General features: G+C 44.2%; 15 protein-coding genes. 14 read left to right on the top strand and 1 reads right to left on the bottom strand.

Annotated elements, in window-relative coordinates; genetic code table 11:
- Positions 1-6: 6 nt before the first annotated feature.
- From DDR33_RS09840 to DDR33_RS09885, 10 genes are all read left to right on the top strand, one after another.
- A complete protein-coding gene (locus tag DDR33_RS09840; RefSeq protein ID WP_109415611.1) occupies positions 7-1,665 on the top strand; it encodes a RagB/SusD family nutrient uptake outer membrane protein in 1,659 nt (552 codons plus the stop codon).
- A gap of 59 nt (positions 1,666-1,724) precedes the next feature.
- On the top strand, positions 1,725-2,591 hold the full coding sequence (locus DDR33_RS09845) for an endonuclease/exonuclease/phosphatase family protein (RefSeq protein ID WP_238387746.1): 867 nt from the start codon (positions 1,725-1,727) through the stop codon (positions 2,589-2,591).
- Positions 2,592-2,594: 3 nt separating this feature from the next.
- The gene (locus tag DDR33_RS09850; protein WP_109415613.1) at positions 2,595-3,419 is read left to right on the top strand and encodes an endonuclease/exonuclease/phosphatase family protein; all 825 of its coding nucleotides are present in this window, start codon (positions 2,595-2,597) and stop codon (positions 3,417-3,419) included.
- 27 nt (positions 3,420-3,446) lie between these two features.
- A complete protein-coding gene (locus tag DDR33_RS09855; RefSeq protein WP_109415614.1) occupies positions 3,447-4,775 on the top strand; it encodes an IPT/TIG domain-containing protein in 1,329 nt (442 codons plus the stop codon).
- A gap of 65 nt (positions 4,776-4,840) precedes the next feature.
- Positions 4,841-7,012, top strand: coding sequence for an alpha-N-acetylglucosaminidase (locus DDR33_RS09860; protein ID WP_202913705.1), 2,172 nt, complete (start codon positions 4,841-4,843; stop codon positions 7,010-7,012).
- A gap of 76 nt (positions 7,013-7,088) precedes the next feature.
- On the top strand, positions 7,089-9,323 hold the full coding sequence (locus tag DDR33_RS09865) for an alpha-N-acetylglucosaminidase (protein ID WP_238387747.1): 2,235 nt from the start codon (positions 7,089-7,091) through the stop codon (positions 9,321-9,323).
- A 73-nt stretch (positions 9,324-9,396) separates the two neighbouring features.
- Positions 9,397-9,987 (top strand): phosphatase PAP2 family protein, encoded by a 591-nt coding sequence (locus DDR33_RS09870; protein ID WP_109415615.1) that lies wholly within the window; start codon positions 9,397-9,399, stop codon positions 9,985-9,987.
- Between the two features lie 41 nt (positions 9,988-10,028).
- A complete protein-coding gene (locus DDR33_RS09875) occupies positions 10,029-11,990 on the top strand; it encodes a glycoside hydrolase family 97 protein (protein WP_109415616.1) in 1,962 nt (653 codons plus the stop codon).
- Between the two features lies 1 nt (position 11,991).
- Entirely contained in the window at positions 11,992-13,131 is a 1,140-nt protein-coding gene (locus tag DDR33_RS09880; protein ID WP_109415617.1) for a glycerate kinase family protein, read from the top strand.
- Positions 13,132-13,188: 57 nt separating this feature from the next.
- On the top strand, positions 13,189-13,572 hold the full coding sequence (locus tag DDR33_RS09885) for a hypothetical protein (protein WP_109415618.1): 384 nt from the start codon (positions 13,189-13,191) through the stop codon (positions 13,570-13,572).
- 8 nt (positions 13,573-13,580) lie between these two features.
- Here the strand turns inward: DDR33_RS09885 and DDR33_RS09890 are convergent, their stop codons facing one another.
- Entirely contained in the window at positions 13,581-14,699 is a 1,119-nt protein-coding gene (locus DDR33_RS09890) for an acyltransferase family protein (protein ID WP_109415619.1), read from the bottom strand.
- A 374-nt stretch (positions 14,700-15,073) separates the two neighbouring features.
- Between DDR33_RS09890 and DDR33_RS09895 the strand changes: the two genes are divergently transcribed.
- The 4 genes from DDR33_RS09895 to DDR33_RS09910 all read left to right on the top strand — a co-directional run bounded on the left by DDR33_RS09895 (position 15,074) and on the right by DDR33_RS09910 (position 23,901).
- Positions 15,074-18,142, top strand: a complete 3,069-nt coding sequence (locus DDR33_RS09895) for a SusC/RagA family TonB-linked outer membrane protein (protein WP_109415620.1) — start codon at positions 15,074-15,076, stop codon at positions 18,140-18,142.
- 10 nt (positions 18,143-18,152) lie between these two features.
- Positions 18,153-19,607: a SusD/RagB family nutrient-binding outer membrane lipoprotein gene (locus DDR33_RS09900; RefSeq protein WP_109415621.1), complete on the top strand. Its 1,455-nt coding sequence runs from the start codon at positions 18,153-18,155 to the stop codon at positions 19,605-19,607.
- An 11-nt stretch (positions 19,608-19,618) separates the two neighbouring features.
- Positions 19,619-20,068: a hypothetical protein gene (locus DDR33_RS09905; RefSeq protein ID WP_109415622.1), complete on the top strand. Its 450-nt coding sequence runs from the start codon at positions 19,619-19,621 to the stop codon at positions 20,066-20,068.
- A 581-nt stretch (positions 20,069-20,649) separates the two neighbouring features.
- Positions 20,650-23,901: a SusC/RagA family TonB-linked outer membrane protein gene (locus tag DDR33_RS09910; RefSeq protein ID WP_109415623.1), complete on the top strand. Its 3,252-nt coding sequence runs from the start codon at positions 20,650-20,652 to the stop codon at positions 23,899-23,901.
- Positions 23,902-23,905 lie beyond the last annotated feature (4 nt).

The following is a 23,905-nucleotide window of genomic DNA, read 5'->3' on the forward strand; positions in this document are numbered from 1 at the left end:
GATACAATGAAACGATTAACACTATTTATCATTATAATATCGGGGTTGGCGCTATCGTCCTGTAAAAAGGATTTTCTCAATCGTGTGCCACTGGACCAGATTGTGGATGAAACATTCTGGACTACGGAAAATCAGCTTGTGCTGGCTGCGAACGGTCTATATGCCAATATCAAGAATAAGAATACGGTCGATATGGATCAGATTGGCGATAATACCTACAATTCCAGTACAACAGATTACAGAAATATTGCTGCCGGCCGGTATGGCATAGATGTAAACACTATCAATAATGAGTGGGGGAGTATGTATTCGGCAATCCGGGAATGTAACGTCTTTCTTGCTAACTACAACAGGGCCACAACGGTTAGTGAAGCCAGGCGGGAAGAACTTGCTGCGGAAGCAAGGGTGATAAGAGCCTATACCTATGCGTATCTGACTCTTTTTTACGGGGATGTTCCTTTGATTACCACTCCAATTACAATAGAAGAGGCATACGGCCCTCGTGATCCGGCGGAGAAGATTCAGGACTTTATCCTGAATGAGCTGCAGGAAGCTTCCGAACACCTGAAGGCTGAACTGCCAGCAGCTGACAAAAGTGACCTGGGCCGTATTCGTAAGGGAGCAGCTTTGGGGTTGAAAGCCCGGTATGCGCTTTACTTTGGTCGTTACGATGTGGCAGAGAAAGCAGCGAAGGATGTAATGGATTTGGGAGTTTATCAGCTTTACAATACGGGTAATCCGGATAATACATATAATAATTTTTTCACCTGGGCCGGCAAAATGAAAAATGGAAATAATAAGGAAACCATTATTGCCCGTCTCAATCTGATAAATGAGAGTGTACACAACCTAAGCCGGGAGATCCAGGTGCCTGATCAGAGTTCAAGATTTAATCCAACAAAGTCGTTGGTTGATGCTTATCTGTGCTCTGATGGTCTGCCTATAGACAAGTCTCCATTATACAAAGAGACTTCGTATAATGATGTATTTCAAAATCGAGATCCCCGGATGAAACAAACTGTTTTAGCGCCTGGAGCTCAATGGGGGGGCAGATATGATGGAAAGCCGGGAAATACGAATCCCGATATTTTTACTACGCCGAAATTCCTTTCAGATAGAAGAGGGTGTGTTACCGTCACTGGATATTACTTCACGAAGTATGTTGAATTGTCAGCAGTTGGAAAAGTGGGACAGGATGAAAATGATATTCATGTATTGCGTTATGGAGAGATACTTCTTACTTATGCTGAGGCTCGTTTTGAACAGGGTAAACTCACTCAGGATGATCTGGATAAAACCGTTAACCTATTGAGAGGGCGCGTCGGAATGCATCCTATGATTCTGACAGAGCTGGCGGCAAATGATATGGATCTCCGTACGGAGATCAGGCGTGAACGCCGGGTTGAACTTGTCCTGGAAGGTCAGAGATACTTTGATATTAAACGCTGGAAGCAAGGTAGCCTATTGGCCGAACCGATCAAAGGCATGAAAAAATCGTGGGCTATGGTTCAGGCCGATGTTAGCAATTTAAGGGCTGATGCTCAGGGATATATAATAGTGGATGACGACCGCAGTTTTACTGATCCCAAGAATTATCTGTGGCCTGTGCCAATGATACAGCGTGACCGGAACCCTAACCTGGGACAGAATCCCGGATGGGAATAGAAAATCAAGATGTTAGCATGGCAGATAAGATATTAATGAGAAAAAAGACTAGATCGGATATGTTAAAAGTGAAAATGTTAAAGGGAATGTGGCTGGCAATGATCATACTGGCTGCCTCATGCGGGAAATCTGGTTCTGACGGATCTGAAGAACCCGAAAAGCCAGTGGAAGAAACGCTAAAGACGATAAAAGCCGGACAAACCATCAAGGTGATGACCTATAACATCCATCATGCGAACCCACCTGCGCAGGCAAATGTGATAGATATGGCAGCCATTGCAGCAGTGATCAATGCCGAAAAGCCGGATTTTGTCGCACTTCAGGAAGTGGATAAGAATACAAAACGTTCCGGTGTCTCTCTCAACCAGGCGCAGGATCTGGCGACCAGGACTAAAATGACCATGTTCTTCTCCAGGTCGATTGATTATGATGGTGGAGAATACGGGGTTGCTGTATTATCACGCTATGAAATAACAGATAAGACACGCTACGCTTTACCTCTCGCTCAGGGATCAAACGGTGAACTTCGCTCGGTTGCGATGATCTCTGTCGCTACGGAAGGAGGGACCGGCAAGTTCTATTTTGCATCTACTCATCTGGAAGTTTCGGATAACGCGAGCCGCCTGGCGCAGGTGAATGAGCTGCTAAGGATTAATTCTGGAATTCAGTCGCCTTTTGTCCTGGCGGGCGATTTCAATGCGGTTCCGGGCAGCGAGTCGATTACAACCCTGCAGCAGGGTCTTACAGCAGGGTGTATTTCTGGTTGCCCGCTGACATCGCCGGCGGTAAGTCCCGCACGGACTATCGATTATATTTTTCTCAATCAGCATGCATCATCGGCATTTTCAGTTCAAAGCTATCGTACAGCCAGTGAAGCCCTGGCTTCAGATCACAGAGCTGTAGTAGCTGAGTTAAAATTTAAATAGAGTATGAAATATTTTATAAGGAAGGAATTGTTTAAGAGTTTACTGTTACCAGTACTGTTCATTGTGCCGGCATTAAGTTCCTATGCACAGAAAAAGAAGACAGATGTCAGCATAAGGGTGTTAAGCTATAATATTCATCATTGCAACCCGCCTTCCAAAGCAAAGGAAGGGCTTATCGATATTCAGGCGATAGCAAAGGTGATCAGGGATTCGAAAGCCGATCTGGTGGCTTTGCAGGAAGTGGATGTTCATACCGCGCGTTCCGGCAAGGATGTACACCAGGCCAGGGAGTTGGCGAAGCTGACCGAAATGCATGCGTTTTTTGTGAAGACGATTGATCATCAGGGAGGTGATTACGGCATTGCTGTTTTGTCGAAATATCCTATCCTTGATTCGGCTGCTTATAAGCTTCCTATGCAGGAAGGATCAGGAGGGGAGCCAAGAGGTCTTGCCGTTATTACAATACAGTTAAAAGGAGGAAAGAAACTGAGATTTGCAAGCACGCATCTCGATTTAAAAGCTGTAAACAAGCCATTGCAGGCTGCTGAACTGATCCGTCTTCTGGATAACGGAAAGACCCCGGTAATTCTGGGGGGCGATTTTAATTCGGTGCCTGACAGTGAAGTTATTTCTATCCTGGATAAAGCATTTACCCGGACCTGTACCGGCAACTGTGGGTTTACCATACCTGAAGTGAATCCTAACAGGACAATTGATTACATCATGTTCAGGAAACCAGGACAACTGGAAGTTTTGTCGCACCGGGTAATTAATGAACCATATGCCTCCGATCATTTACCCATCGTTGCGGAATTTAAAGTGAAATAAAGACCAGGTTATAAAGGATTTTTATAGATGAAAAGATTTATGCTTCTGCTTTTAGCAATAGGATTGTTAAATGCATCCTGTAAAAAAGATGAAAAAACAGGGAACAGGCCTGATCCGGTGGTGAGTTCTATTTCTCCGGAGAGAGGCCGTGCCGGCACTGTATTAACAATTAGCGGTGAAAACTTCAGCCGTCTTCGTACAGATAACATAATCAGGATAAATGGAATTGAGTCTAAAATTGTAACGTTCAATGAACAGAATATTTATGTGGAAGTGCCGGAAAGCGAAGCGGTTGGGAATGTTCCGGTAAGTGTATCTATAGCTGGACGCCCGGTTGAAGGTCTTTCATTTGAGTATATGGAACCTATTATTCCCTATACGACAGAAACATTTGCCGGTGATGGAACGGCTTCGTTTGCGGACGGAACAGGTGTTGCTGCTAAGTTCAATAATCCTGAAGGGGTTGCCATTGATTCAAAAGGAAATATCATCGTGGCAGACCGGGTTAATAACCGGATTCGGAAAATAACGCCGGATGGCGTAGTCAGTACGCTTGCGGGTACCGGTACGGCTGGAAGAGTAGACGGGCCAGCTGCGACCGCCCGTTTCAGCGGGCCCTGGAAGGTTGCTGTTGATAAGAATGATAATATTATCGTCGCTGACCGTACGAATAACATGATCCGTAAAATCAGCGCTGATGGCATCGTGTCTACTATTGCCGGGAATGGTACCGCCGGAACCGCGGACGGTCTGGGTACGGCAGCCCGCTTCAGCTATCCCCAGGATGTAGAAGTGGATGACAACGGAATTATCTATGTAGTCGATTATACTAACGACCGGATCAGGAAAATTACTCCGGATGGGACGGTTTCTACTCTGGCAGGAAGCTCGACCGGTTATGCAGATGGTACGGGAACCGATGCAAAGTTTGATAAACCCTGCGGGATTGCCATCGCTCACGATGGAAATCTGCTGGTAGTGGACAGGAACAATCAAAGGGTCAGGAAGGTAACTCCTCAGGGAGTGGTAACTACCTTCGCCGGGAGCGGAACTAAAGGACTGGTAGACGGAGATCTTGCCACTGCTGCTTTTTCGGAGCCATATGGATTGTGTGTGGATAAGAACGGGAATATTTTCGTGGCTGATCTGGCAGGGCATGCTATACGGAAAATAACCATTTATGGAGAGGTCATTACTATTGCCGGAAACGGGACAGGCGGATTTGCTGATGGCACTGTTGCATCTGCCGTCATGCTAAAAAATCCGACGGATGTAGTAACGGATAGCCAGGGAAGGGTCTATGTCGCTGATCTCGCCAATCATAGGGTTCGCCGTCTGGTACAGCAAAGTAAATAATTGGAATACTATTAACAAGAAGAGCATACGCAGGGAAGCGTATGCTCTTTATGGACATTTTATCAATGTATAAGAAAATCATATTGTTCTTTATCCTGGCTTCATGGAACGGAATTAACGTGGAAGCAAGACAAGTGGATGTGGGGAGTATCACAGCTAGTTCCCGCAACGTAATACGTCGCACGATCGGAAATAGAGCCGACGCCATTGATCTCCAGGTTGTTCCATCTGAGAATGGAACGGATGTTTATGAAATTGAAGCCCGTGGTGGGGTGCTCACCGTCAGGGGAAGCAGTCCTTCAGCTATCTGCTCAGGTTTTTATGAGTATTTAAGAAAAGCCTGCAAAAGTATGGTAAGCTGGAGCGGAAGCAATCTTCATATACCTCTTAAATGGCCTGACTATTCTAAAGTGAAGGTAGTGTCTCCCTATAGGTATCGTTATTATCTCAATGTCGTGACGTTTGGTTATACTACTCCATATTGGGACTGGGCGCGCTGGGAGAAGGAGCTTGACTGGATGGCCTTGCACGGTGTAAACCTGCCGCTGGCTACAGTGGCAAGTGAAACCATCGCAGCAAGGGTTTGGAAGAAACTCGGCTTAAGCAATAAAGAAACAGATGCTTTTTTTACCGGACCCGCGCATCTTCCCTGGCATAGAATGGGAAACCTGAATAAGTGGGATGGTCCTGTCCCCTCAGACTGGCACAAAGATCAGTTAGATCTGCAGCATAAGATACTGAAACGTATGCGTGAGCTGGGAATGAACCCGGTGGCACCTGCCTTTGCCGGTTTTGTTCCGGAAGGATTTAAAAAGAAGCATCCTGAACTCCATGTGAATGCATTAAAGTGGGGAGGATTTCCCGCGGAGTATAACGCGTATGTCCTTTCGCCTGGCTCTCCGTGGTTTAAGACAATCGGAAAGATGTTTGTAGAAGAATGGGAGAAGGAATTCGGAAAGAATACGTTTTATTTATCCGACAGCTTTAATGAAATGGATGTGCCAGTGCCAAAAGATCATCCGGAACAGAAATATCCTCTCCTTGCCGGGTATGGCGAATCTATTTATAACTCTATAAAAGCCGGGAATCCTGATGCCGTTTGGGTAACCCAGGGATGGACATTCGGTTATCAGCACAAGTTCTGGGATCAGAGGTCATTGCAGGCGATGCTTTCAAAGGTGCCTGACGACAGGATGCTGATCCTTGATCTGGCTAACGAGTATCCTGAATATGTTTGGAAAATACCTATGGTCTGGAAAACACACCAGGGCTTCTACGGAAAACAATGGATATACAGCTTCGTGCCAAACTTCGGCGGTAAAACTCCGTGGACAGGTGTTTTATCTTTGTATGCGTCGGGTTCGGCTGAGGCTTTAAAATCGCCGTTCAGCAAAAATCTCGTTGGCTTTGGTTCTGCTCCTGAGGGTATAGAGAACAATGAGGTGGTGTATGAACTTCTGGCTGACATGGGATGGAAAAGAGACGCGGTGGATCTTGACAAATGGCTGGATGAATATTGCCGCTCACGTTACGGTGCTTATCCGGATAAGATGAAACTTGCCTGGGAGCAGTTGAGAAAGTCTGCATACGGGAGTTTTGGATCCTATCCACGGTTTTTATGGCAGCTGGTGGTACCGGATACGCGAAGAAAGGGAAGTGTGAATTCCGATTCTTTGTTTATGAGATCAGCAGAGAATTTTCTGGATTGCTCGGAAGAGTTGAAAGCCAGTAAACTATACCAGAATGATGCCATTGAGATTGCCATGCTGTATCTGGGGGTAAGGGCTGATCAATGGTACTCCCGGGCGTTGAAGGCTGATGCTCAAAACGATCAGACTGTGAAACGCAAAGCGGGAGAAAAAGCTGTTGAGATCCTTTACCAGATTGACCGCTTGCTTGAGTCACATCCAAATAACCGTTTACAGACCTGGGTAGATTATGCACGGTCACACGGAAAGACAGAAGAGGAAAAGAATTATTACGAGGCCAATGCAAAACGTCTGATTACAACGTGGGGCGGTGTTCAGAACGATTATGCAGCCAGGATATGGAGCGGGCTGATCCGTGATTATTATATTCCAAGGATTCAAAAGCATCTCGCAAATGCCGGCTTCAGACGTTTGGATTGGGAGGAAAAGTGGATAAAGACGCCGGGGGGTAGCAGGGTTGAACCTTTTGATGATCCCATACAAAAGGCGAAAGAGCTGGTTGCAGCTTATGGGAGTATTGAGTTGTAAGTTATAAGGTGAATCGGGTGGATACTTTGATTCAGGTGATCTAACAAGCCGTTTATCTTTAAACAGTGGTACGATAGTGAAAATAGTTATTTACAAACATTATTATCTGTCAGGGCTGGTAGCCCTGCTTATTGTTCTTTCTGCTTTTTCCGGTTATTCGCAGACTAGCGGGAATCCGACGGACAAGCTTCAGGCTGTGCGTGACCTTATTAAGCGCGTCCTGCCCCGCCATGCTGACCAGTTTGAGATCGGGGTTATTCCGAAGGTGAATGATAAGGATGTTTTCGAAATAGAAAACGGGCGGGGCAAGATCGTTTTGCGCGGAAGCAACGGCGTTTCGGTAGCCAGTGCTCTTCATTTCTACCTGAAAAAGTATACCCATAGTGACATCAGCTGGAATGGAAGTAATTTAAAACTTCCCGTAAAGTTGCCTGCCATAAAGGGCAAGGTAAGGGAAACTACGCCCTACCGTTATCGCTATTATTTAAATTATTGCACGTTTAACTACAGTATGAGCTGGTGGGACTGGGAAAGATGGGAGAAAGAGATAGACTGGATGGCGCTTAATGGGATCAATATGCCGCTTGCTATAACAGGGCAGAATTCGGTGTGGAGCAGGGTTTATAAAGGTATGGGCTTTACGGATAAAGATCTCGAATCTTTTTTCAGCGGCCCGGCCTACTTCAACTGGTTCTGGATGGGCAACCTTGACGGCTGGGGAGGACCTTTACCTCAAAGCTTCATGGAAAAGCACGAGGAGCTGCAAAAGAAGATCCTTTCGAGAGAAAGAGAGCTGGGAATGACGCCAATTCTTCCTGCCTTTACAGGACATGTACCCCCGGCATTTAAAGATAAATTTCCGGATGCGAATTTGAAGAAAACGGATTGGGCCGGATTTCCGGAGGTGTATATCCTGGATCCGGACGACCCGATGTTCACCGAAATTGGAAGGAAATTTCTCGAAGAAGAGATCAAAACCTTTGGTACAGATCATTTATACTCATCAGATACCTTTAATGAAAACGCTCCACCGACCAATGATCCCGTTTTCTTGAATGCTGTTAGTAAAAAGGTGTATCAGTCTATGGCGGCAGCTGATCCAAAGGCTGTCTGGATAATGCAGGGCTGGTTGTTTCATTTTCATTCTAAGTTCTGGCAGCAGGAGCAGATTAAAGCGTTGCTGAATGCTGTCCCCGACGATAAGATGATTATCCTCGATTTATGGAGTGAAAATCATCCTGTCTGGAACAGAACGGAAGCCTATTATGGAAAACCCTGGATCTGGTGTATGCTGCATAATTTTGGTGGTAATATTAGCCTGTACGGAAGAATGGATGAGGTGGCGAAAGGCCCTGCCGGGGCATTAAATAGTCCCGAGTCCGGAAAATTGATGGGTATTGGCCTTACGCCGGAAGCCATTGAGCAGAATCCGGTGATGTATGCACTGATGATGGAGAATGTCTGGAGAGATAAGCCAGTTGATGTTGACAGTTGGTTAAAGGACTATTCAAGAAGACGGTATGGAAAACAAGATCCGGATGCAGAACGCGCATGGCAGATATTAAAGGAGACGGTTTACACAGGGGGAATCAGAAGCGGCGGACCGGAGTCGATTATTACGGGGCGCCCGACATTCAATAAAAGTACAGGTGGGACGGATACACGCAAAAACTATAAGCCGGCAAACCTTATCCCAGCCTGGGAGCTTTTAATAAAGGCATCGCCGCGGCTAAAGGATAGTGAAGGATTTAAGTATGATTTAGTTGATCTGACACGGCAGGTCCTGGCAAATTATGCAGATACGGTTCAACAGATGTTCGCATCGGCCTATCAAAAGAAAGACTATGCTGTATTCGATAATCAAAGTAAGATGTTCCTGGGTATAATAGAAGATATGGATCTCCTTTTGGGAGCAAGAAAAGATTTTCTGCTCGGCGTCTGGTTGAATTCAGCAAAGTCTTACGGCACGAACGAGCAGGAAAAACGCTTGTATGAGAGAAATGCCCGTAACCTGATCACCCTGTGGGGAGACCGTAATTCGGGCCTGCATGAGTATTCAAACCGTCAGTGGAACGGAATGCTCAGTCATTTTTATCTTCCGCGCTGGACACAGTTTTTCGGTTATCTTAATCAGTGCAAAGGACAAGGGAAGGAACCTGATTTTAAATTATTTGAAGAACGAATAAAAGATTGGGAATGGCAATGGGTTAACTCAACTGATGAATTTAAAGATCGGGCCGAAGGAGATCCGGTTGAGATTGCTTTAACTTTGTACAGAAAATATCATGATAAGATTATAGCACTTTACTAACGAATGATAGCAGGATAATGATCATGGAGCGTGAAGTGTATGGGCAATTCTTATCTTTAACGCAAATGATCTTATGCAAATAAAGATTACGATAGCAGCTGTTTTCCTCTGTTGGGGTGTTAACTGCGCGGTGGCGCAGTCGCTCGTAGATAAGTTTGATGACCGGATCCTGATAAAGGTGGCAGACAACAGGACGGAAGCGAAGAATGATATATTTCTTTTTCTCTCTAAGACTAATAACTATGTTAATATAGCGGTGCCTGTTGGTATGTTTGCTGCCGGCCTTATGGATGGCGACCAGCAAACGCGCAGGGATGCGATGTATGTTGCCAGTAGTTCTGCCGTATCGTTTTTACTGACTAACCTGATAAAGGTAGTCGTGAAACGCCCCCGGCCATTTATTAGAAATGTGAAGGTTGTGCCTTTATACCGGGCAGGGGGATATTCATTCCCGTCGGGACATACTTCTTCATCTTTTACCACTGCTACAGCTTTGTCTTCCGTGTACCCGAAGTGGTATGTTATTGCGCCTTCTTATCTCTGGGCTTCATCTGTCAGTTATTCCAGGATCTATCTGGGAGTCCATCACCCCAGTGATGTTTTGACCGGTGCTGCCCTGGGCGCGGGATCAGCGCTTTCACTGAAATTTATAAAAAAGGAGTAGTAAATCTTACACAACCAATTTAACCGATATAATGCAAAAAAATGAACAACTTTAAACAAATCTGTTTTGCCTCCGTATTTATCCTCCTCTGCTGTCTGAGTGCAGTGGCCCAACGGAAAACCGTCTCATCGCCCGATGGTAAAATCACTCTGAATATTGACCTTTCTGAGGCTATAAAATGGTCTGCTTCATACCAAGGGAAAGAAGTGATATCGCCATCAGCAATATCGCTGGTAGTAAACAAGGAAGTACTGGGTAAAAAGCCGAAGCTTCTTTCTGAAACTAAGAGGAAGATTGACGAACGGATCAATGTTGATGTACCCAGAAAAAATAAGGTTGAGCACAATTTCTGTAATGAACTGAGACTGAATTTTAAGAACTATGCTGTTTCTTTTCGCGCGTATAATGAGGGCGTGGCATATCGTTTTGAAACGGGCTTTAAGAACGGGATTGAAGTGAATAGTGAAGAGTTGAATGTAAATTTTAATAAGGACAGCCAGGTGTTTTTCCCGGAAGAGGAAAGTATGATATCTCACTACGAGCGGTCATATGTGGATACGGCGCTGGTATCCTTGTCATCCAGCCGTTTTTGCTCTTTGCCGGTTCTGGTTACTTCTGCAGGGGTAAGAGTGTTGATCACAGAAGCAGATCTCTTTGACTATCCTAACATGTTCCTGTCGGCTACCGGTGGAAATTCGCTGAAATCAAAGTTTCCCCCTGTCGTTCTGGAAGCTGAAGCTGACCCCGGTAAACCCGACAGAAATGAGAGAATAGTTAAGGAAGCGGGCTATATAGCCAAAATAAGTGGCTCCAGAACGCTGCCATGGCGGGTGTTCACGATGACGCCTGATGATCGTGTACTGGCGGAAAGTGATATGGTATTTAAGTTATCACGCCCTGTCGCCATCGATACAAAATGGATTAAGCCGGGAAAAGTGGCCTGGGACTGGTGGAACGCTAACAATATTTACGGAGTGGATTTTGCGGCAGGCATAAATACCGCAACGTATAAATATTATATAGATTTTGCTGCCAAATATGGTTTGGAATATATCATTCTCGACGAGGGCTGGTCAAAAACTACTACGGATCTGACGGAACCTAATCCGGATCTTAATCTTCAGGAACTTATTAATTATGGAAAGAGTAAAGGAGTTGGCGTAATTCTGTGGATGCTATGGAAGCCGTTGGACGAGAATATGGACGTGTTGCTTGACAAGTTCGCTCAGTGGGGGGCGAAAGGAATAAAGGTCGACTTTATGCAGCGTGCAGATCAGTACATGGTCAATTATTACGAGCGTGTAGCGAAGGAGTGTGCGAAACGTCACTTGCTGGTAGATTTTCACGGCGCTTTTAAGCCGGCCGGTTTGCATCGCGCTTATCCTAATTTTATGAGCAACGAAGGTGTTAAGGGAGCGGAAAATAATAAATGGAGCAAGCTTGTTACTCCTGATCATAACCTGATGCTTCCTTTCATCCGGCAGGTAGCCGGTCCGGTTGATTATACCCCCGGGGCTATGAATAATGCGAATAAAATCAGTTTCAGGGAGATCTTTGATAATCCAATGAGTATGGGTACCCGTTGTCATCAATTTGCGATGTATGTGGTTTACGAAAGTCCTTTGCAGATGCTGGCTGATAATCCTACTCATTACTATAAAGAAGCCGAGTCGGCTGAATTTATATCCCGTATTCCGGCTGTCTGGGATGAGACGAAGGTGCTGGATGCTAAGGTTGGCGAATACATCCTTGTTGCCAGAAAGAAGGCTTCTAAATGGTACGTAGGAGCAATGACTGACTGGACTGCCCGGACGATGACCCTTGATTGCTCTTTTCTCCCTCGCGGAAATTACCGGATAGAAATTATGCAGGACGGTATTAATGCAGAGCGGAACGGCAATGACTATAAAAAAATGGTTCAGAAGATCACGAACGGGACTAAGCTGAACCTTAAACTTGCTTCCGGCGGAGGATGGGCTGCTATCATAGAAAAGGCCGATTAGTATGCGTATCCTCATCGCTCCTAATGCGTTTAAAAATAGCCTGGATGCGGCAGCTGCCGCACAGGCTATTCAGGAAGGTTTGAAGAAGAGCGGACTGGAATGTGTATGCGAGTGTTTTCCTGTGGGAGATGGAGGGGATGGTACGGGGAAATTGCTGGTAGAGCGCAAAGGGGGCCGCTTTATAAAAACGGAGACAACAGACTCCCTGGGAAGAAAAATTGCCGCTTCCTATGGACTTATTAACGAAGGGCGTACTGTCGTTGTTGAAATGGCTGAGGCTTCCGGTATCAAATTGCTTAAACAAGACGACCTTAACCCACTTTATGCGGTTACTGACGGCACGGGTATCTTAATCAGGAATGCGCTTGATCGTTCTATTGACGAAATTGTTGTTGCCATGGGAGGGTCGGCAACTGTAGACGGCGGATCGGGTATCCTTAGGGTATTGGGTGTTCGTTTCCTTGAACCAGGAGGCAGGGAAATTACTGATCTTCCAATTGGACTGAAGGGACTAGATTCGATCGATCTTTCAGGGCTGGATCAGAGGATTCTTCAATGTAAGGTTGTGGTGATGTGTGATGTGGAGAACAGGCTTTTGGGAGAGGAGGGAGCAGCAGCTGTATTTGGTCCTCAAAAGGGGGCAACAAAAGAGGTGATTTTGCATCTCGAAGAGGCTCTTTCCAGGCTCAGAGATATTGCATTAAAAGTGACAGGTGTGGATATGTCGGAAGTAAAAGGAGGCGGCACAGCCGGAGGGGCGGCTGCGGGTCTCTATGCTTTTCTGAATGCCTCTCTTGTAGATGGAATAAGTTACTACCTGGATTCTACCGGGTTTAAAGATAAGCTGGAACATGCTGACCTTGTCATCACCGGGGAAGGAAGTATCGACATGCAGACATTGCAGGGAAAAGGTCCTTTCGGAGTAGCTTTAATGGCCAGGGAGAAGAAAATTCCGGTAATTGGCTTTGCTGGAAAAATACCTTTAAATGAAATTCCCGAACTTAGTGAGTATTTCCATGCGCTTCTGCCAATAGGTAATGGGCCTGCTGATGTAAATTCTGCGATGGCAGATACATACCTCAATCTCTTAAGAACGGCCTTTAATACCGGTGCCCTTTTGAAACTAAGTTCGGGCATTTGAACCCGATTTTGCATGTAAGCGACAAACAATTCTCTTTTTCCGGCTGTATTGATAAACATGTCGTTAACCGCACAAATAGTATGGCTTTTTGTACTGGCGATTCCGATAGCGTGTATAGCCTGGACTATAACCCATGAAGAAATATTCAGGGAGCCACGGGAATACTGCGTTCGCTGCAGCCGCGAGGGGAAGACCGCTTTAAAACGGAAATTCTTTTATCTTTTTACCTGTGAATATTGCTTTAGTCATTATGTCACAATCTTTATACTGGTCCTCAGTGGTTTTAAACTCCTGTTGCCCGACTGGCGGGGATACATTCTGTCGGGGTTTTCACTTGTATGGATCGCCAATGTGTACATGAGCCTTTATAACCTGGTGAGGATTGATCTTAAGAAGGAGAAACTGCAGGCAAAAAAAGAAGAACAAGAACTGGAAGGATAGTGGATATCTCAGACTTTAATGATAATATTTTTTCTGTACATAGGCCAAAGGATCAATAACCAGAAGAGCACAAACGCAATTGCCCATGCGAGTGATGCGTTGATATCAGAAAGCCACGGTGTAAAGAACGAGTCGTATAGCCATTGCTGCAAGCCAACTTCTTCGCCTTTCATATTTACTTTGATCCTCCACATAATCTTAACGATGATAGCAGACAGAAAAAATACTGTTATGGCGTTGACTCCGTAGGCGACAAACGGGGGAGTCCATTTTTTATATCCCTGTACATCAATTAACCAGTATAGAAATCCAAGCATCATCATGGCAAGTCCTCCTGCATACAGGACATAGGAGCTGGTCCAAAGTGATTTGTTGATCGGGAAGGCTAAGCCCCATATCTGGCCAAGAATAGCGGTAGCAAATCCTGCAACGAACAGCCAGGCGATCTTCTCACTTTTGGTTCTATCTTTTCTTCTGATCCAGGTTCCGGTGAGCATACCGAGAATGCCAGTTCCGATTGCAGGGAGAGTGCTTAAAACACCTTCAGGATCCCATGTCTTCGCGGATTTCCAGGTGTGCTGCTCTGTAATGATAAGCCGGTCTATCCATGCCGCCAGATTCGTCTCTTTACCTAGATTGGGATCTCCCACTCCGGGCACAGGCACAAGTGTCATAAGCGCCCAATAAAGCAGCAGGATAAAAATCAGTATGTAAAACTGTGTTTTGGAATTCGTCTTAACGAACAAAAACGCACTAAGAAAGAAAACAATCCCTATTCGCTGGAGTACGCCAAAAACACGCACTGTGCTAAAGTCGAATGAAGGAAAAAGTGCAAGAAAGAGGCCAAGAAGAAATAATATCGCCCCTCTTTTCAAAGCGCGTAATATTAATTGATGGTGTTGTGAGGGGTCTTCTTTTTTGGAGCTCATGGCGAACACGATGGCGACTCCTACAATAAATAAAAATGAAGGGAATACGAGGTCTGTAGGGGTACAGCCGTTCCAGTCTGCGTGTTCCAGTGGAGGGTAGATATGTCCCCAGTTTCCCGGGTTGTTGACGAGGATCATTGCTGCCACTGTGATACCCCTGAATACATCAAGAGAGAGAAGGCGTTGTTTCGGGATCATGCCTGATTTATTTGGTTGTTATAATTAAAAGAAAGCTAAATATAGCTATTATCTTCGTTTTTTTTGATTGAAATGTGTTTGGACACATCTTAATGATGTGCATGTTGTGCATTTTTATGCTTTTTTGTGTTAAATGTATGTAGTAATTTGCATTATTACTTATATAAGTTTAATTTCACTTGTCAATTTTGCCGTGCTATTTATGAAAGTTCACAATGTGATATTTGAAATGCCCGGGAAGTATATTCCTCCTGTATGAAACAATGTCCATACCCGGAACAATCTAACTGCTCGTCCAGGTGCCAGTTAAATTTTGGTATAACTAAGGTCAAAATTTCTATAAAAATCAACAATTAATTAAACAAACAGCAAACATGAAAAAGGATTTACTAAAATTTTTCATTTTCCTGATGTTCTGCTCTTTTCAATCTTATGCGCAGGAAAAGACCGTTACTGGCAGGGTAACGTCGGCAGAGGATGGGATACCTCTGCCCGGAGTATCAGTGAAAATTAAAGGGTCGGAAAAAGGTACGAGTACTGCCCCGGATGGAAACTATTCAATCAGGGTTTCTCAGGGACAAACTCTGATATTTTCTTTCATAGGGACCCAGTCGCAGGAAATACCGGTAGGAACATCGAATGTGCTTAATGTGTCTATGCGGGCAGATTCCCGGTCTCTGAATGAGGTAGTTGTAACAGCCCTCGGTGTTAAGCAGGACAGGCGTTCTTTGGGATATGCAGTTCAGGAGATTTCGTCGGATGTACTTGCACGGACGAATCAAACAAATCCTCTTAACGCCTTAAAAGGTACAGCCGCGGGTGTGCAGATTACAAGCGGCGGTGGAGCTGCGGGAGCGGGATCAAGAATTCAAATCAGAGGGGTGAATTCCCTCAATCCTTCCGCTAATAATCAACCTTTGTTTGTAGTGGACGGAATCCCGATCTCTAATAATACAGATCAGTTTGGGCTTGATCCGAATAATCGTTCTGGAGGAGATACCTTTCAGAATACAAACCGTGCGGCGGATATTAATCCTGATGATATCGAAACGGTATCTATCTTAAAGGGGCCCGCAGCTTCGGTTTTGTATGGCCTTCGCGCAGCGAACGGAGCGGTAGTGATCACCACTAAATCAGGAAAGGCTGGCAAGACGTCTTTCAATTATAAGGCATCTTACAGCTTTGATGATGTGGCCAGGACACCTTCTATTCAGACCAGGTTTGGTAATGGCAACAATAATGCGTTCGTTCCTAGCCTGAATTCATGGGGACCGGTGATAGACAGCAGTTTGCCGGTTTATAACCTCTATGATCTGTTTTTCAAAACAGGAAACCAACTTCAAAATTCCTTTACATTCAGCGGAGGAAGCGAGAAGGCTACCTATTTTACGTCTATCTCAAATCTTGATCAGAAAGGGGTAGTGCCGAATTCCGATTTCGGAAAAACGTCTATCCGTATAGCAGGTACTTTGAGCGCATCTGATAAGTTTAAGTTTGAAGGATCTGCTAACTATATCAATTCTGGTGGGAAAAACCCAAGGGCTGGAACGGCCTCGGGTGTGATCAGCTATCTCATCCGGCATACCAATACGGTGGATCCTTTAGATTATTTAAATCCGGATGGTACACAGAAGGTATATAATGCCAGTATCGATAATCCTTTTTATTTTTCTGAAAACGCTTTTCTCAAAGACAATGTAAACAGGCTCCTCGGGAATGTTGGGGTTGATTATACGGCTAATAAATGGCTTTCTTTTAATTATAAAGTTGGGATTGACCATTATACCGATTTTAGGACTGCATATGTCGAAAGCGGACTTATTCTTTCAAGCAGACTTGGATCTATGGCAGAACAACGTATCGGTTATACCGAAATTAATTCCAATTTTTTTGCGAAAGCAGTAAAAGATTTTGGAAATAAGTGGATCGGTAATTTTTTACTGGGACACAGCTACACGCATATCAAAAAATCCGATATCTCATTGAATGGAGCTCAGGCAATTGTGCCGAACTTTGAGTCTATTAACAACTATAATGTTTATACAACGACTACCTATCCCGGGGAGAGAAATATTATAGGGGTGTTTGCAGATGCCAAGTTCAGCTATGATAATACTGTATTTCTGGACCTTACTGCCAGAAATGACTGGTCCTCCACGCTTCCTAAAAGTAACAGGTCCTTCTTTTATCCTTCTGTAAGTCTTGCTTATGTATTTTCGGAAACTTTGGGATTATCGGATAATCCCATTATGAATTTCGGGAAGCTGAGGTTGTCTTATGCAGAGGTAGGAAAGGATGCTGATCCCTACCAGGTAGGTACCTACTACTCAACTCTGCAGGCATTTAGCGGAGTTTCGGGTGTAAGGCGCGATATTAGGGTCGGTTCCGAAAACCTTCGCCCTGAGCGGACAAAAGGTCTTGAATTTGGTGGTGAGTTTAAGTTCCTGAGGGATAAGATCTCGCTTGATGCGAACTATGCCATCACAAATAGTATCGATCAGATCGTGCCAGTTCCTGTTAGTTATGCATCAGGTTTTGATATCAATGTGACCAATGCCGGGAAGATCAGGAACAGGTCGCTGGAACTCATATTGTCGGCTGATATCATCAGTAAGAACGATTTTCGCTGGAGTATGAACGCAAATTGGGCCAGGACTAAAGGCCGTGTTCTGGCAATGCCACCGGGAGTGAATGAGATTATATTCAATCCCGAATCTCCGTGGGTGAAACAGATTATAAAAACAGGCGGAAGGCCCGGGGACTGGTATGGCTGGCCTATGTTGCGTGTAGATGACAAGGATAGTGAATATTATGGGCAGCTGATTATTGGTCCGACAGGAATACCCGGTATTACAACTGATCTTGCAAAGAACTACCTGGTGGGAAATGCTTATCCCGACTGGACAGGAGGATTAGGAAGTACACTTTCTTATAAAGGAGCTTCGTTGTCTTTTCTTTTTAACTTCAGAAAGGGAGGCGATGTGTTTGATATCGCCCGGCGCTTAAGATATGAAACCGGAATAGGTGCTGAAACAGAACTGCGAAATACTTTAGTCGTATTCAAGGGTGTGAAAAATATAGGTACTGCTGCTGCGCCGGTATATGTGCCGAATGATATTCCGGCAACAATAGATCAGGCTTTCTACAATGCGACTTACAGTTACAGGCTTTCTTCCGAGAATAACGGACTCCAGGATGGATCCTGGGTAAGATTGCAGAATGTCTCTCTCTCCTATAGTCTTCCCGCGTCTTTGTTAAAGCGTACGTTTATTAAATCTGCATCGGTTTCTGTAACAGGGAATAATTTATGGGTAAGTACTCCTTTTGTTGGTTTTGACCCTGAATCAAGTACTTATGGAGCGGGCTCGAATGCTGTCGGATATGTAGGAACGGGCATTCCGGCAACAAGAAGCTTTTTTATGGGATTAAATGTGAATTTTTAACTTTTAAAAAATGAAAGTATCATATAAAAAACACGCGGTGACCTTTTTGTCGATGGCTATGGTCATGACCGCTTGCAATAAACAGCTGGACATAAATGTGGACCCGTCGAAACTAACATCTGATCAGGTGAGTCTTTCAGCTCTTCTTCCTTCAACTATTCAGTTTACGGCTACATCTTTTTATAATGCCGGACAATACGGAAATTATTATCCTCAATATTTTGCCGGAAATGCAGGTCAGGAAGCCCAGATCGAATCTTACAATCCCTACGGTTTCGATAATATCTGGGAATCAGCGTACCGCGATGCCATGCCAAATTTAAAAGATATGATAAGCCGGGCTCAAACTGCCGGAGCTCCTCAATATCGGGGTATAGGAAAACTTTTGCTTGCATTGAACCTGATGCAATGTTCGGACATCTGGGGTGATGTTCCATATTCAGAGGCATTTCTTGGGCTAAGTAACCTGAGTCCGAAATATGATCCGCAATCAGAGATCTACAATAATTACCTGAAAGATCTTCTCGACGAGGCAATAACCGATCTTTCTCAGCCTATACCGGCGTCAACTGTTTTACAGGTGGGTTCTACGGATCTGGTTTACGGGGGAGGAACCGCTGGTGCCGCCAATTGGCTTAAAGCTGCTTACGGAGCGAGGGCGCGATATTACATTCATCTTTCTCTGAAAGACGCCTCAAATCTTCAGAAAGCTGCATCTGACGCGTCTCAGGCCATTAGTGACCAGACGGGAGCCCTCGATCTTCAATTGAAATATAGCCAGGAGCGGCCTAATCCCTGGTTTACATATCTTTCCAATACAGCAGCGACTTCCAGATCGGCAAGGCCCGCTCAGTATTTTGTTAATCTGCTGAATGGTAATTCATACTATAGTGGTATTGTAGACCCAAGAATATCAAAATTTGTCGACAAGGGAACTGCTGCTACGTATATTGGTAAACCTGCAGGAGTCAGGAATGGCGTGGCGACGACTGACATTACTGCTAATACATTTTATGGCCAGCGTACCTCTGTTATTCCTATTCTTACCTATGCGGAAATTCAGTTTATAAGGGCTGAAGCTTTATTCAATACCAATAAGACGGACGCGTATGCCGCTTACCTCAATGGGATCAAGGGTAGTATGAAGAAATTGGGGGTGTCTGATACAGATGCTGGTACTTATATCAATAACCCGGCGGTTTCAAAAGGAGCTCAAAGTTTTACGCTTACGGATATTATGCTGCAAAAGTATATAGCTAACTTCATGCAGCTGGAAACATGGTCGGATATGAGAAGATATCAGTACAGTACAACGATCTATCCCGGTTTGACAAAACCTGATAACATTCCAAACGCTTTAAATCCATGGGTTCAAAGAGGGAATTTTCCTGACAACGAGCCGGGCAGGAACCCAAATGTCCCAAGTTCTGATCAATGGACAAAAATATGGTTGTTTAACAATTAATACTCTGAGTGATGAAACGATACATTATAAAAGGATTTCTGGGCGTTCTCGCCATGGCGGCTGTCTTTCAGTCCTGCAAGAAGAATGATCCCGACCAGTGGCTAAAGGATAATATTGAAATAGTAGGAAAGTTACCGGTTCCTGTGTCTTTAAGTGTGGTAGCGCCGCAAACAGCTAATGTGCAGCCGGGAAGTGCTGTGAACCTGGATTTAAGATACTGGTCGGAAGCAGAGATTGAACAGGTTGTTTTCAGGGATAGTGTGGGAACCAATGCAAAAAGGGTGTTTCTTACTGCGCCTTATCAGAAGGCCTATTCGGCTGTCACCAGGACAGATTCGTTAAGAACGGTCTACCAGGTGCCTGCCGGGCTTGCTGCTTCGACTAAAATTATTATAGAAGCGGAGGTTCAGAATAAAAATGGATTAAAAAAGAGTATAACAACGACTTTGAGTGTTCAATAGGATAAACGTTTCTAAGTACCTCTAAATAATTAGGGCCAGGTTATGTGTTAAAGCAAGCCTGGCTTTATTATTGTCGTGCCTTATGATGCATTTTTAAATTTAATGCTGCATATTCTTGCATAATTGCATGAAAGTGCTTATCTTCACACTAAACTAATTATAAATTTTCATGCTGTATGTTGCGTCTCTCTGATTAACTATGTGGTTTTCTATTTTATTATCTTTTTCTGTGAAGATAAAAGGAAGATGTCATGCAGTAACAAAAAGCTGAATGTTTGAAAATCATAATGGATAATGTTTTTCAGGGAAATTATGCCTGGATAGCGTATAGAATCTAGTTCGTGTGTAGTGTTTCGGTTTTGGCTTGTTGTTTTTCATGAGCTCTCTTTTTTTTGCTATTATTTGCGTTTTATTGTTGGTTTTTTTTGAAATAAATAAGATAACGCATTGTTTTGCTTGCAGGTTTTACTAATTTAGTGTCCAAGTCTTTGTTTGATTGTGCGTTTTTGTAATTGTTTATGCATTATTTTTTATAAACGCTGTAAAAGGCGCAGTTTCGCTATTCAATAAAAATAAATAATATGAAAAAAAGGTTACTTGCACTCGTTTTGAGTATGGTCTTCATGATTGTGCATTCAATGGCACAGCAAAAGACGATCACAGGCAGGGTTACATCAGCGGATGATGGAACCGCCTTACCCGGAGTTTCTATAAAGATCAAGGGGACGTCTTTAGGATCCAGTACGGATGTAAATGGGAGGTACAGCATCAGCGCCTCCACTGGCCAGATACTGGTGTTTTCATTTATAGGAGCGGCTACCCAGGAGAAAGTGGTTAGGACGGAAAGTGTCATCAATGTCCTTCTGGGCGCTGACGTTAAATCTTTAAACGAGGTGGTAGTTGTTGGATATGGAACGCAGAAACGGGCTAATCTGACTGGTGCCGTTTCGACTGTTGATACAGAGGTTTTGCAGTCAAGGCCGGTTGTTGATGTGGGAAGAGCATTGCAAGGCACCACACCGGGATTAAGCATAACCACGCCTAGCGGGGCAATCGGAGTGAATCCATCAATTAAATTAAGGGGAGCCACGGGGACTTTGACAGGTACGGCTGGCGCGCAGCCTCTGATATTAGTTGACAATGTTGAAATTCCCAGTTTACAGCTTGTAAATCCCGATGATATTGAATCGATTTCGGTATTGAAAGATGCTGCATCTTCTTCTATATATGGGACGCGAGCTGCTTGGGGAGTAATATTGATTACCACAAAATCGGGAAAAAAGGGCTCCCCAAGCAGGATAACTTATTCTAATAATTTGTCAATCAGCGCCCCTACGACTACACCCAAAATAGCTTCAGGGGCAGAAGGTGCTGAAATGGCTCTTCTGGCATATAGAAGAACGAATCCTAGTCAGCCTTCTTTTGGTTTTATTGGAGTAACCATAGATGATATAGCAGTTCAAAAAATGAGGCAATGGCAGGAGGAATTTGGAGGTAAAGATTTAGGCGCAGAAATGGTGCCCGGGAGGGATTTTGAAATCAGAGAGAATAAATTGTTTTTTTATCGTTCCTGGGACGCTGGAGAGATGTTTATGCGGGATTGGACTCCCCAACAGAATCACAATATTTCTGTGTCTGGTGGAAGTGAAAAGACTACTTACAATTTAGGGTTAGGTTTTACAGGTCAGGAAGGGGTCTTGAAAGCAAATCCAGACAAGTTTAATAAATATAATTTAAGTTTAGGTGTAACCACTACTGTAAATTCTTGGTTGGATGTCCGGAGTAAAGTTCTATATGCTAATACTCTGCTTTCTCAGCCATTTCAGTTTGCAGCTGCCGTTTATGATCCATGGTATTATTTATACAGATGGCCGGCGATATTTCCCTATGGTACCTATGAAGGCAGGCCATTCAGGAACGCAATAACAGAGGTTGACCAAGCTAAAATGAACGAAACAACGAATGCTCTTACCAGGGTTAGTGTTGGTGGAACTTTAAAGCCTCTAAAGGGATTGACAGTTGATGCGGATTACACTTTTACAGGAGTGAATACACATGACCATCAAACGGGGGGCTCGGTTACTGCAATTGATTTTTGGAGTGGTTTAGTAGATGGACAGATGCCATATCGGACTTATACAAATAGCTCATATAATAAAGCTTTTTATAGGTCTGATTGGAGTGGGCTTAATTCAGGAAAAGCGTTTGCAACATATCAAAAAGACCTAAAAGATCATTCTTTCAAACTGATAGCTGGAGGAGACGTTGAGGTGTATACGAATAATTGGCAATCATCTTCGAGGGCCGATCTTATTGATCCGGAGAAAGGTGAACTAGCATTGGCCACAGGTGAACAATTAGTAGACGGGCGGCACGGTCGCTGGAATACTGCCGGCGTTTTCGGTAGAATTAATTACGATTTTAAGGACCGGTACTTGCTGGAAATAAACGGAAGATATGATGGATCTTCAAGGTTGTCTCCTAACAAAAAGTGGGGTTTCTTTCCGTCAATGTCAGCAGGATATATAATTAGCGAAGAACCATTTCTGCAATTCGTTAAGCCTTTTCTGTCTTATTTGAAATTTCGTGGATCCTGGGGCGAAATAGGGAATCAGAATACCACAGTTAGTAATATTTATCTTGTACTTCCTACAACAAATTCTGATTGGCTTATTGGAGATAAAAAGGTGCTGATTGCCAATCCTCCATCCCCTATTTCAGGAAATCTCACGTGGGAAACAGTGGGGACCCTTGATTTTGGAGCTGATGCTAAATTTCTCAAAGATAAATTAGGTGTTAGTTTCGATTGGTATCGCCGCACAACAAGTGACATGCATTCTGCCGGAGTTGCTTTGCCAAGTTCCTATGGCGCAGATGCTCCGAAACGAAACTATGGGGAACTTCGGACTACCGGCTGGGAACTGGCAATAGATTTTAATCATACACTTGATAATGGTCTCCGCTTTAATATTACAGGAACGCTGTCTGATTTTAAAGAAAGCCTAACGAAGTTCGAGGGATCACGTCTGATTTCGGGGAATTACCAGGGAAAAACATTAGGAGAAATTTGGGGGTATGAGACCGACAGATATTTTACGAAGAGTGATTTTGTTCAGGATGCAAATGGAAATCTCGTTATGCAGGATGGTAAATATATTCTGAAAGAAGGAATACCAAGCCAAGCACAGTTTGAAGGAAGTGGGTTCTTTTATGGACCCGGAGATGTAAAGTATAAAGATCTAAATGGTGACGGAGTAATTTTTAGAGGCGATAACACTGTTGAAAATCCCGGGGATCAGAGAGTGATTGGAAATTCGACTCCGCGCTATCAATATGGGCTGAGACTGGGAGCTGATTGGAAAGGATTTGATTTCAACCTCTTTATGCAGGGGGTTGGAAAGAGAAGCTATTGGGCTCAGGGACCGATGTTCATTCCCGGCTGGCGCCCCGGAGAAGCCTGGTATGCTAACCAGCTTGACTATTGGAGAGAGGATCATCCTGATGCTTTTTATCCCAGGCCCACCGTTATCGGAGAGGCAAGCGCCAAGAATTTTTATCCTCAGACTAAATATTTGCTAAACCTGGCATATCTACGTCTAAAAAATCTGGCTTTAGGGTACACATTGCCTAATAGAATAACCAGTAAACTGCACATGGAAAGATTACGAGTGTATTTTAGTGGTGAGAATCTATTGGAGTTTGATAAGTTAGGAGATATCCCTATCGATCCGGAAGTGAATGTAACAGAAGCTGGGGCAAATGACCCAGCAGCGTTTGGGCGTGTCTATCCCTATCGCAGAACATTATCTTTTGGACTTCAAGTTACACTATAATTAA

The sequence above is a fragment of the Pararcticibacter amylolyticus genome (assembly GCF_003130405.1).
Taxonomy (GTDB): domain Bacteria; phylum Bacteroidota; class Bacteroidia; order Sphingobacteriales; family Sphingobacteriaceae; genus Arcticibacter; species Arcticibacter amylolyticus.

What these genes read in the sequence shown, in the direction of transcription:
- DDR33_RS09850 (WP_109415613.1), top strand. Translation starts at nt 2,595, where the DNA reads ATGAAATATTTTATAAGGAAGGAATTGTTTAAGAGTTTACTGTTACCA.
- DDR33_RS09910 (WP_109415623.1), top strand. Translation starts at nt 20,650, where the DNA reads ATGAAAAAAAGGTTACTTGCACTCGTTTTGAGTATGGTCTTCATGATT.
- DDR33_RS09840 (WP_109415611.1), top strand. Translation starts at nt 7, where the DNA reads ATGAAACGATTAACACTATTTATCATTATAATATCGGGGTTGGCGCTA.
- DDR33_RS09895 (WP_109415620.1), top strand. Translation starts at nt 15,074, where the DNA reads ATGAAAAAGGATTTACTAAAATTTTTCATTTTCCTGATGTTCTGCTCT.
- DDR33_RS09875 (WP_109415616.1), top strand. Translation starts at nt 10,029, where the DNA reads ATGAACAACTTTAAACAAATCTGTTTTGCCTCCGTATTTATCCTCCTC.
- DDR33_RS09845 (WP_238387746.1), top strand. Translation starts at nt 1,725, where the DNA reads ATGTTAAAAGTGAAAATGTTAAAGGGAATGTGGCTGGCAATGATCATA.
- DDR33_RS09885 (WP_109415618.1), top strand. Translation starts at nt 13,189, where the DNA reads ATGTCGTTAACCGCACAAATAGTATGGCTTTTTGTACTGGCGATTCCG.
- DDR33_RS09890 (WP_109415619.1), bottom strand. Translation starts at nt 14,699, where the DNA reads ATGATCCCGAAACAACGCCTTCTCTCTCTTGATGTATTCAGGGGTATC.
- DDR33_RS09880 (WP_109415617.1), top strand. Translation starts at nt 11,992, where the DNA reads ATGCGTATCCTCATCGCTCCTAATGCGTTTAAAAATAGCCTGGATGCG.
- DDR33_RS09900 (WP_109415621.1), top strand. Translation starts at nt 18,153, where the DNA reads ATGAAAGTATCATATAAAAAACACGCGGTGACCTTTTTGTCGATGGCT.
- DDR33_RS09870 (WP_109415615.1), top strand. Translation starts at nt 9,397, where the DNA reads ATGCAAATAAAGATTACGATAGCAGCTGTTTTCCTCTGTTGGGGTGTT.
- DDR33_RS09855 (WP_109415614.1), top strand. Translation starts at nt 3,447, where the DNA reads ATGAAAAGATTTATGCTTCTGCTTTTAGCAATAGGATTGTTAAATGCA.
- DDR33_RS09860 (WP_202913705.1), top strand. Translation starts at nt 4,841, where the DNA reads ATGTATAAGAAAATCATATTGTTCTTTATCCTGGCTTCATGGAACGGA.
- DDR33_RS09905 (WP_109415622.1), top strand. Translation starts at nt 19,619, where the DNA reads ATGAAACGATACATTATAAAAGGATTTCTGGGCGTTCTCGCCATGGCG.